At 39.1% G+C, this 11,536-nt stretch carries 8 protein-coding genes; 4 read left to right on the top strand and 4 right to left on the bottom strand.

Translation table 11 applies throughout. The features are described from left to right. Window positions 1-22 precede the first annotated feature (22 nt). The 3 genes from hflX to AACL61_RS06865 form a co-directional block, all read right to left on the bottom strand. Window positions 23-1,300: a GTPase HflX gene (hflX, locus tag AACL61_RS06855; protein ID WP_102816445.1), complete on the bottom strand. Its 1,278-nt coding sequence runs from the start codon at window positions 1,298-1,300 to the stop codon at window positions 23-25. A gap of 29 nt (window positions 1,301-1,329) precedes the next feature. Beyond that, window positions 1,330-1,983 carry a histidine phosphatase family protein gene (locus AACL61_RS06860; RefSeq protein WP_003669019.1) on the bottom strand — a complete coding sequence of 218 codons (654 nt, stop codon included), beginning with the start codon at window positions 1,981-1,983 and terminating at the stop codon, window positions 1,330-1,332. 73 nt (window positions 1,984-2,056) lie between these two features. Next, window positions 2,057-2,707, bottom strand: coding sequence for a DedA family protein (locus tag AACL61_RS06865; RefSeq protein WP_102816444.1), 651 nt, complete (start codon window positions 2,705-2,707; stop codon window positions 2,057-2,059). Between the two features lie 218 nt (window positions 2,708-2,925). Between AACL61_RS06865 and helD the strand changes: the two genes are divergently transcribed. The 3 genes from helD (at window position 2,926) to AACL61_RS06880 (ending at window position 8,125) form a co-directional block, all read left to right on the top strand. Then, a complete protein-coding gene (gene helD / locus AACL61_RS06870; protein WP_339111162.1) occupies window positions 2,926-5,232 on the top strand; it encodes an RNA polymerase recycling motor HelD in 2,307 nt (768 codons plus the stop codon). Between the two features lie 93 nt (window positions 5,233-5,325). Then, window positions 5,326-6,669, top strand: a complete 1,344-nt coding sequence (locus AACL61_RS06875; RefSeq protein WP_339111163.1) for an FAD-dependent oxidoreductase — start codon at window positions 5,326-5,328, stop codon at window positions 6,667-6,669. Between the two features lie 97 nt (window positions 6,670-6,766). After that, window positions 6,767-8,125 (top strand): FAD-dependent oxidoreductase, encoded by a 1,359-nt coding sequence (locus AACL61_RS06880; protein ID WP_102816441.1) that lies wholly within the window; start codon window positions 6,767-6,769, stop codon window positions 8,123-8,125. Window positions 8,126-8,336: 211 nt separating this feature from the next. On the opposite strand, the gene AACL61_RS06885 is transcribed toward AACL61_RS06880, so the two are convergent. Next, on the bottom strand, window positions 8,337-9,206 hold the full coding sequence (locus AACL61_RS06885; RefSeq protein WP_102816439.1) for a DMT family transporter: 870 nt from the start codon (window positions 9,204-9,206) through the stop codon (window positions 8,337-8,339). 210 nt (window positions 9,207-9,416) lie between these two features. Between AACL61_RS06885 and AACL61_RS06890 the strand changes: the two genes are divergently transcribed. Continuing rightward, window positions 9,417-11,513: an LTA synthase family protein gene (locus AACL61_RS06890; RefSeq protein ID WP_339111164.1), complete on the top strand. Its 2,097-nt coding sequence runs from the start codon at window positions 9,417-9,419 to the stop codon at window positions 11,511-11,513. The last annotated feature ends 23 nt before the right edge of the window (window positions 11,514-11,536 follow it).

Raw genomic sequence — 11,536 nt, forward strand, 5'->3', positions numbered from 1 at the left:
ATTTTCACCTGTAATTACGTCATCATGCTTTTTCGTACTTGTTAAAGCGTTGATAATCTTGAACTGCCATTTCTACCGTTAATAATGTTCCAGTACTTTCGTATTTAGTGTCTAAAATATTAGTATGTTCATTAAGGTAGGAAACGACATGACCATCCGTAAATGGAATCAAAAGAGTAGTGGTGACATAATCTTTAAATAAGTGTTTCTTAATAACATCAACAAGAAGGTCTAATGAAGCATCTTGTTTAGCTGAAATCACAACTTGATCGTCACCTTCAAGAATAGGAAATTCAATCTCTGTTCTATCTGCTTTGTTAAATACATTAATCATTGGAATATCAGTGATCCCAATTTGTTTTAAGGTTTCGTTAGTTGTTTCCATCATTTCCTTGTAATGTGGATCAGAATAATCAATAACTTGGATTAATAAGTCGGCATTGGCAGCTTCTGCAAGCGTTGATTTAAACGATTCAACAAGGTGAGTAGGCAACTTGCTGACAAAACCGACTGTGTCACTGAGTAAGAAACGTTTTTGATCTGGAAGTGTTAGTTGCCGGACACTTGTATCAAGGGTGGCAAATAACATATTCTTTTCAAAAACAGTTTTTTCTTCAGCAGCTCCATATTTTCTTACGAGACCATTCATAATGGTTGATTTACCGGCATTGGTATAGCCGACAAGAGCAGCTGTGGGAATTGCACTCTTTACTCGTTGTTTGCGCTTGGTTTGTTCAGATTTAGCAATAGCTGCCAGTTCTTGACGAAGGTGGGCAATCTGATGTTGGATAGTTCGCCGATCCATTTCGAGTTTGGTTTCCCCAGCTCCCCGGTTAGTAAAGCCGCTTCCTCCACCAGTCTGCTGGTCTAGCCGTTCACTTGCACTAGTTTGCAATCGTGGTAAGCGGTATTGAAGTTCCGCAATTTGTACTTGAAGTTTGGCTTCTTTGGTTTGAGCGCGGGTTGCGAAAATCTCTAAAATAAGAGCGGTTCGGTCTAGAATACGACATCCGGTTCCTTCTTCAAGATTACGTAGTTGACTTGGTGATAATTCATCATTGGTAATAATAGTAGGAACGTGATTAGCATCAGCCACATCGCGAATTTCGTCTACTTTGCCTTTTCCAAAGTAGGTAGCGGGATTAGGGCGATCGATGACTTGATCAATCCGATCGATAACTTCCATGTGATTTGCTTGTGCTAATTCAGCAAGTTCAACCATTGAGTAGTCAAAGTCTTCTTGACCAGTATTTAAGCCAGTGATAATTACTGGTTCTAGAGTTTGTATGTTAGTCTCCATTGAAGAATAATGTTCCTCCTTTATGGATATTATTCTGGTAATTCAAGTTTGTTATAAAAATCAACAGTAGTATTATTCTTATCTAAAGTTAGCTTAGTGATGCTTCCGTTACGTGGTGAATCGCCTGGATCGTAAGCGTCAGAATAGCGTTGGACGATTGAACGAATAGTGGCTCCGTGTGAAACTACTAGTACTTCTGATCCGTCTGGCAATGCTCGTAAACGGTCAAAACCTTTATCTACCCGCTTCCAGAAAGCAACATGGTCTTCAGCAGTACCATAATTATCCGCGGCTGCAATCTTATCTTTTAATTTGTCTGGACCCCAACCGGCAACCATTTCTGCAAAACTATGATAACCATCTGGGCCGCCAAGAAAGTCAGCAAAATGTTGGCCATCTTCTCCTTCAAAGTAGCCAAAGAATTCTTCCCGAAACGCTGGCTCTGGAATTGGCGTTGGATTATTACCAGGGTGTTCAGCAAGTAAGAAACGGGTAGTTGAAACTGTTCGTGCGAGGTCGCTGCAAAATACATAATCAAATTGAATAGGAGCAAGCGCCCGTCCTACTCGTTTAGCGTCTTCTTCACCCTTTGGCGTTAGCGGACCATCAGCCCAACCTTGCATCCGATTGTAGAGATTAAGATAGGTTTGTCCGTGGCGTACAAAATAAACATTGATTGCCATAGTTACAGCACTCCTTTAAGCGAAATAAAAATACTTATTACATTTTAACATGATTTCGCTGAAGAAAAAGCAATTATAGCATTCGGTTTCGCTTAATAATTCGTTGACGAATCGCTTTGATAAGTGCTAACAAGCCAACTCCTAACAGTGAACCCACAACAAATGCTAAGATGATAAGTGAGAAGTGCTGACGGACAAACGGAATTGTTCCAAAGTAATATCCACATCCAGCACCAATCGCTACCCATAATGTAACGCCAATAATATTACCAATTGTGAAACGGTGAAATGGAAATTGCATTGTTCCAGCAATTAAGGGGACAAAGGTACGAATGAGCGGTACAAATCGCCCTAATGCTACAGCTTTGATCCCATGATGGGCTAAAAATTCTTGTGCTTTCTCAAAGCGGGGACCGGCCATTCTTTTTTTGAGCCATTGCCAATGAGAAAGGGAATGACCAATATAATAATTAACTGTGTCACCAATTAGCGCCGCGAAAAAGAAGACGGGGATGACGATTTCCATTTTTAAGATCGGGTTAAAAGCGATAAAAGAACAAGTTAAAAAGACAAGCGATTCACCAGGAAGCCATGGGAAAATCACTAATCCAGTTTCCATAAAAATTAGGATAAAAAGGAGAACATAGCTCCAAGCGCCCATCCACTCAAACATTGGAATGATCGTTTTCGCAATATGAGTTAGGAGATAAAAAAGATGGCTCATTGTTGTTTTCCTCCTCTTGTACCATGATTGCAATATATTGTAGCGTTATTTTAGTAGTTTGGATGGTCTTAGAATTAAAATTAAGCGACATTTAATAATTGGAAAAAATAGAAGGCGGAAAGTTAACAGACTAATTGGTGAAAATGATATAATAATTTGATGATTTTAAGATAATTATTAAATAGGTCGACCTGAAGATGAAAGGTAGGGAGTATGGAATGTCTACAAAAACTGAAAAAGAACTAGAACAAAAGTACCTTGATAATGTGATCGATAAAGTAAAACAGGCCGAGCAAAAAGCAGAAAAAAAGATTAAAACGGCGCAACATGATATTAAGGGCATCAATAAGCAAATTGATGATATTCACTTAAACACTACTACTTATTCAGGCATGATGGATACGGCCATGTCTTTTCGTGCTCAACAACAGATGCTAGATGAACGTCAAAATAGCTGGCAACACGCTGCAGACCGGCTAGCAACTTTGCAACGACTTGAGAAGAAACCTTACTTTGCTCGCATTGATTTTCGTGAAAAAGGGGCGGACGAATCTGAAAAGGTATATATCGGGCTTGCTTCCTTTACCGACAAGCCAGACCATTTTCTTGTGTATGACTGGCGAGCGCCGATTTCGTCTGTTTACTATGAAGGAAAGCTCGGGAAAGTTAAGTACCAGACTCCGGTAGGCGAGCAAGAGGTAGATCTTACTCTTAAACGCCAATTTCAAATTAAAGATGGGGTAATTGTAACCATCTTTGATACCGACGAGCAAGTAGGCGACCAGATGCTTCTTGATGCTCTTGATAACCATTCAAGTACCAAGATGAAGAGCATTGTAACGACGATTCAACGGAAACAAAATGAAATTATTCGTGACACAAAAAATGAATTGTTGTTTGTTCAGGGGGCTGCTGGCTCGGGAAAGACAGCCGCAGTTCTCCAACGGGTTGCTTGGCTTCTTTACCGTTACCGGGGTAATTTGACCTCTTCACAAGTTGTTCTTTTTTCACCTAACCAATTATTTAATGACTACATTGATCAAGTTTTACCGGAATTGGGTGAGCATAACATGGTCCAGATGACTTACTTCCAGTTTGCTAATCGCCGGGTACCAAAGCTTCATGTTCAGAACTTAGAACAACGGTTTGAAAGTCACCAAGATGAAACAGCTAAGAATGCGCAACAACTATTAACTAGCTTACAATATTTCAAAGCAACAGAGCGTTACGCTAACCATCTTGGTCATGCTAATATGCGTTTCCGCAACCTTATGTTTAATGGTAAAGCCTTTTTGAGTAAAGAGAAGATTAAGGAGATTTACTATTCATTTAATAACAACTATAACCTGGGAAATAGGTTGGATGGAACCAAGGAAGAATTGATCAAATATCTTAATCACCGTGTAAGTACTGAAATGCGCAATAAATGGGTTGAAGATGAAATTCAAAGCTTGAGTAAAGAAGAAATCGATAACTTATTTAATAACCAGCCACGTGAATTTGAGGATGAAGATAAAGAATACAAGTTCCTTGCGCGTCAAATCGTTATGCGGGCATTTATGCCAATAAAAAAAGCCATTGATCATAATCAGTGGCTTAATATCAATGGACAATTTTTACACCTTCTCCGGGTAACTCCAAAACTTGTTAATATTGCTGAATACGGTATTTCTGCAGAACAATGGAAAGATTACGTTGATGGGGTAAAAGAAGAGCTAAAGAAGGGAAATATCAGTGCCAACGGAATTACTATTTACCTGTACCTGTATGATTTGATTACTGGAAAGCATGGTCAACGTGATATCCGCTACGTTTTCGTTGATGAAGTCCAAGATTATGATGCTTACCAGTTAGCTTACCTTAAGTATCGTTTTCCCCGTGCTAAATTCACATTGTTAGGAGACCTTAACCAGGCAATCTTCACTCATGAGAATAGCCGGTCACTATTAAAACAGTTAGGAACGATGTTTGATCCGGAAAAGACAAAGGTTGTCCAATTAACAAAGTCTTACCGTTCCACGAAACAAATTACCGACTTTACTAAACATATTTTAATTGATGGTGAAGCGATTGAAGCCTTTGAACGTGAAGGTAATAAGCCACAAGTTATTCAAGGTAAGGATGAGCAAGAAGGGGTAGCGGCAGTTATTGATATCCTTAATAAGTATCAAAATGATCATGATGCCGTCGCAATTATTGGTAAAGATCTCAAAGATAGTGAAGAGTTGTATCAAAAGTTAAATGCTAACAACATTAAAACCACCCTTATTCGGACAGAAAATCAACGGTTAGTAAAGGGCCCGATTGTTGTGCCATCATATTTAGCAAAGGGGTTGGAATTTGATGCAGTTATTGTTTGGAATGCGAATGATCAGCAATACCATGGTAACGATGAGCGACAATTGCTCTATACAATTTGTTCCCGAGCAATGCATGAGTTAAGTTTAGTATCAATTGGTAGGACAACTAGTTTGCTGAACCAAGTGCCGACAGATGAATATGAAAAAGTTAATGTTGATAAATAAATGGCAAGAGTAATATTGCACTTTATCATATTAGATTTATAATTTAATTGTGTATAAAAAAGTGAAGAATAAGTTCGATGAGGAGTAGTTCATATGAGGGTTATTATTATCGGTTGTACCTTTGCCGGGATGACAGCCGCGTCGCAAATTTTAAGAAGTCATCCGGAGACAGAGGTTACAATTTATGACCGCAATGCTGTCGTTCCCTCAATAGTATATGACATCAATGATTATGATGATCAAGATGCGGAACAGCCTCGTTTACGAACCGAATTAAGCCCGGATCAATTATCACTTAAGGGTGCGGATATAAAGATGGATTCCCTTGTAATGGGTGTAGATCCGGCGCAAAAAACAATCAAAGTTATGGGGATGCTGGATGATGCTACTTCCGAAGAGCATTATGATAAGCTGATTATTGCTACCGACTCAAGAAGTGAAGCACCTGCTTTAAAGGGAATTGACAGCGGCAATGTAACCTTAATCAAGGACCAACAAGATGCTAAAGCTGCTCTTTTATTGTCTGTCATTGACCAGCAAATTGCTGTAATTGGTAATGACCCCCTTAGTTTGGGACTAGTCGATGCATATCGGCAAAAGGGGAAAGAAGTGACTCTTTTTACAACCGGTGAGCCGATTTTGCACCATAATTTTGAAGAAGAGTATTCTAAACGTGCCCTTGATATTTTAACGGCAGATAATATTAAAGTGGTTACTGATGAACACGTTACCGAATTGGATGATAATGGGATTGGTATCACAGTTGCTACTGATGGCGGCTCATATAATGTTAGTCGGGCGATTGCTGCTGCGGGTCAAAAGCCAGATACCTCTATTTTTGAGGGTGTAGTAGAGATGGATGAAAATGAGGTAATTGCTGTTAATGAATTTATCCAAACATCTGATCCGGATATATATGCAATTGGCGGATCAACGACGATTCACTATAATCCAACTGGTAAGGACATTTATAAACCGCAGCCGACTGAAGGCGTTCGTCAAGCAGCAATTGTTGCCCATAATATCCATGGAGAGCAGATGAAAGATTCGGGAACGCAACTTAGTATGAGTCTAAACCTTGATGGAACATATATGGCTTCTTTAGGATTAACCTTTGAAAGAGCTAAGGCAGCTGGCTTTGATGCTGATGTAGTGACAATTGAGGATAACTATCGTCCGGAATTTATGCCAACTACCACGCCAGTCCTAATGTCATTGGTTTGGGATAAGGATACCCAACGGATCTTGGGAGCACAGATGATGAGTAAACACGATATTTCAGAAACTTTAAGCTTGATTTCGTTATGCATTCAGAACCAAAATACAATTGAGTTTCTTGGAATATATGATACGATGTTCCAGCCAAACTTTGATCGCCCCTTTAATTACATTAATATTTTGGGACAAGCAGCAATGGCTAAAGCAGGGACTGAATAATCTGTTAAAATAATAGGTAGGCAATTAGTCGATTGATTATGGGAGTAAAAAAAGCTTACCTATTATAAATAGTAAGCAAATAAAATGAGGTGTAGATATGAAAGTAGTTATTGTTGGCTGTACGCACGCGGGCACGATAGCAGCAACCCAGATTTTAAATGCACATCCAGACACTGAGGTAGTAATTTATGAACGGAATGATAGTGTTTCCTTCCTTTCTTGTGGAATTGCCGTTTATTTGAGTGGTGAAATTGGGGATCCAAACGCGATGTTCTACTCTAGCCCTAAACAACTAGAAGAAATGGGTGCCACTGTTAAAGTTAAGCATAATGTCTTAAACGTTGATCCTGATACAAAGACCCTTGAAGTCGAAAATCAGGAAACTGGTGAATTGACTGCGGATTATTATGACAAATTGATTGTTACTACTGGATCATGGCCAGTTATTCCACCAGTTTCTGGACTGGAAAATAAGAATCTATACTTGTGTAAAACATATTACCACGCCAAGAAACTTTTCAATGTCGCCAAGGACTCGAAAAAGATTGTTGTTGTTGGTGGGGGATATATCGGTATTGAACTAGTTGAAGCATACCTTCGTCAGGGCCGTGAAGTAACACTAATCGATAGCTCAGATCAAATGTTGATTAAGTATTTTGATAAACAGTATTCTGACCGAATTGGCCGTATTTTCAAAGACCACAACGCGCATCTTGAATTGCAACAACGGGTTACTGGGTTTGAAGATGATGGCAATGGCGGTGTTAAAGTTCTTACCAATAAAGGGAAAGTTTACGATGCGGACATGGCTGTTCTTTGTGTTGGATTCCGACCAAACAGTGACTTGGTTCGTGGAAAAATTGACCTTCACCCTGATGGAACAATTAAGACCAATGAATACATGCAAACATCTAACCCTGATATCTATGCCGGTGGGGATGTAACTTCCGTCCACTTTAACCCTACCAATACTGACCGTTACGTTCCATTAGCTACCAATGCTGTTCGTCAAGGAACGATTGCCGGTGTTAATGTTTTTGGTAATACCATGAAGTACATGGGAACACAGTCAACAACAGGTCTCCACTTGTTTGGCAATACAATGGTATGTACTGGTTTGACATTACGGCGAGCAAAAGAAATGGGAATTGATGCCGATTCAGTTACAATCGAGGATAATTACCGTCCAGAATTTATGCCAACTACCACGCCCGTCTTTATGACATTGGTATGGGAAAAAGGGACGCGACGGATTCTTGGGGCACAATTTATGAGCAAACATGATGTTTCTCAATCTGCGAACCTTGTATCTGTATGTATTCAAAATCGTAATTCAATTGATTTCCTTGCTTATGTTGATACATTGTTCCAGCCAAACTTTGATCGACCATTTAACTATGTCAACTTGCTAGCTCAAGCAGCGGTTGCCAAAGAAGATAAGAAAGTAAGTAAATAAAAATAACGAGGCTGAGAGAAAACAAAAGTTTTCTGGCCTCCACTACTTTTATGAACAATAGAAAGATAACGTGGAAAATAACCACAAGGCTCGAGTCTAAGTACGAACGATAATCAGCCCGTGCCGTGCTAATCATCGTTCTAGCTTAGCCAACCGCCTTGTCGAGGAGGTTACGCCTTGTCGAGGAGGTTATTTCCCACTCTCGTTATTTTTAATGCTGTTTTCTTAAAAATGGCACATCTTGGAAATTAACTTGCATAATTGCATTGGCTAAAAGTAAGATCAACCCACCCCAAATTAGTTGTGGTGTAAGGGGATCATAGCCCATGATAACTGACATGGTGCTGGCAAAAAATGATTCTAGCATCAATAATAATCCAGCAGATGTGGCATCAGTATATTGCTGGGCTGTAATCTGCATCCCTTGCGCTAAGAAAGTTACGACAATTGCTAAGATAGCTAGGGGAATCAAGGCTTGAACCCAATGGATTTGTGGAAGATTGGTACGTTCAAATAATCCAGTCGTAATCCAGCCAAACGTGCCTTGACATAAACCAATCATGAAGATTACCACCCAGGGACTGGAAACTTTCGGGGCGTACTTTCCAAAGAAGATTAATTGTAAGGCCCAAAAAATAGCAGAGACAACAGTTAGAAAGTCACCAAAATTTAATTGAAGACCGGTATTAGCAACATTAGTGATGACGGCCATCCCAATAATCGCGAGGGCAACCGCAAAATATGTCTTCTGCTGTGGACGTTCATGCCAAAATAGCCACAAAATCAAGGGAGCAATTGCAACATATAAGGTTGTCAAGAAGGCATTTTTAGCTGGCGTGGTATAACGGAGAGCATCAGTCTGCAAAAAATAACCCAGGAAATTGATTGTTCCCATAAGGAGTCCTAGCTTAAAATCCAGCCAAGTCATTTGGTTGATCTGTTTATGGAAGATAATATAGCCAGCAATTACACACATTGTTCCCCGGCAAGCATTGATGACTCCAGAATGCATTCCAGCTTGAATTGTTAGTTTGGCAAATACGTAGCTGCTTCCCCATAAAATAGCAACTAGCAGTAACATTAAGTTCGCTTTTTTCTTTGAAATGGTGCTCAGTCCCTTCTGTTAATTAACGACACTCAATCATAACATTTAAGATCTATTTTCAAAAGGTTAACTACGACAGAAAAGTGACGGAATTTTTAACTTTTTGGAAAAATAAAATTGTACGGTTGCGGTTAGCTAGTTAGTGTATTATTGTTAATAATGATATTTTTTTATGGAGGAACGACTATGAAAACAGCGTTGCAGAAGCTCCGCCGTGTCTTGAATACCAAGCTCGGTTTTTTTCTGCTTGTTGTACTTTTATTTTGTTTAAAGAGCTACTGGGCTTATCAAAATGAATTTAATTTAGGTGTAAAAGGAAGCATGCAACAATTCCTTTTAGCATTTAATACGATTCCAAGTGCCCTTGTATTTTTGGGAATTGCATTATATTTCCGTGGGCGCTTGTCCTATTGGATGATGTTGATAATTAATGCGGCATTATCGACATGGCTTTTTGCAAATATTTTGTACTATCGAGAATTTTCAGATTTCATTACATTTAACGTAATAAAGGGATCTGGAGCGGCTTCAAATAATCTTGGTAAAAGTTTAATGGGAATATTACGTCCCGAAGACTTTTTAGTTTACTTGGATGTTGTAATTTTAGCACTCATCTTACTTTTCCATTTTGTCCGTGTTGATATGCGGCGCTTTAAAGTTAGATATGCGATGACGATTACTGCCCTTGGCTTTGTGCTATTTGGAGTTAACTTAGGGATGGCAGAAAGTGACCGTTCACAATTACTTACGCGAACTTTTGACAACAACTATATTGTTAAGTATCTAGGGCTCGAAGCGTATACAATTTATGATGGGGTTAAGACAACTAATAACAGTGTAGTAAAAGCGCGTGCTAATCGTGACGAACTAAAGCCGGTTTTGCATTTCATCCATAGTAATTATGCTGCGCCAAATGTTGAATATTACGGTAAGGCTAAAGGAAAGAATATTTTTATCATTCACCTTGAAAGTCTCCAGCAATTCATGATCGACTATAAAGAAGATGGTCAAGAAGTAATGCCAAACCTGAATAAGTTGTACCATGCTAATGATACTTTGGCATTTGATAACTTCTTCAACCAAGTTGGTCAAGGAAAGACGGCGGATGCAGAAACAATGCTCGAAAACTCGCTATTTGGTCTTCCAGAAGGATCAGCAATGGTTACTGATGGGACGACTAATACCTTCCAATCTGCGCCAGCGCTTCTTCACCAAAAGCTAGGCTATACGACGGCCTCATTCCACGGGGACGTTCCTAGTTTCTGGAACCGTGATAATGCTTATAAGTCTTTTGGTTACCAATACTTCTTTAGTAAAGAGTATTATCCTAAGACCAAGGATTATGATGTTGGATATGGGATGAAGGATAAGATCTTCATGAAAGAATCAGCCCACTATATCGAGCAGCTTCCACAACCATTCTATGCAAAGCTCATTACAGTTACTAACCACTATCCATATATTCTTGATAAAAAGAATAAGGATATCGAAGCGTGGAAGACTGGTGATGACACGGTCGACCCTTATATTCAAACTGCACGATACTTAGATGAATCACTTGGCGAATTTCTTGATTACCTTGATAAGAGCGGGTTACGGCAAAACAGTGTGTTAGTCCTTTATGGTGACCACTATGGAATCTCTAACAACCACCAACCAGCCATTGCGCAAATCTTAGGTAAGAAGAAAGTAACTAATTATGATCTAGCAATGTTCCAAAAAGTACCATTTATGATTAATATGCCTGGCCTAAAAGGTGGGATTAACCATACTTATGGTGGTGAAATTGATGTTTTACCTACTCTTGAGGACTTGTTAGGAATTAGCTCAAAGAATTATGTTCAATTCGGACAAGACTTGCTTTCACCAGAAAATAAGCAAATTGTACCGTTTAGAAATGGTGATTGGGTAACGCCAAAATACACTAAGTATAATGGTGACTACTATTACACTAAGAATGGTAAGCAGATTACTCACCAAACCGCGGCACAACGTAAAGAAATTGGTAAGATTCAAAAATACGTTACAACTGATCTTGGATTATCAGATAAAGTCGTGAATGGTGACTTGCTTCGGTTCTACAAACTTCCAGGATTTAAGAAAGTTGATAAAAAACAATATACTTATAACCTTAAGAAGAGTTTGAAGAATTTACAGAAGCAGCAAAAGAAAAAGAAGACAAGTTTGAAGTCGGAAAATAATAACCAGAGTACTTTCGATGATTACACAACCGATGCACCCGAATTAAAGGATTATCCGAAATTAAACTTCCCTAAGCCATAATCAAATCATAACCACCCGTCAAA

Source organism: Limosilactobacillus reuteri subsp. porcinus, from assembly GCF_036621895.1.
Lineage (GTDB): Bacteria > Bacillota > Bacilli > Lactobacillales > Lactobacillaceae > Limosilactobacillus > Limosilactobacillus reuteri_J.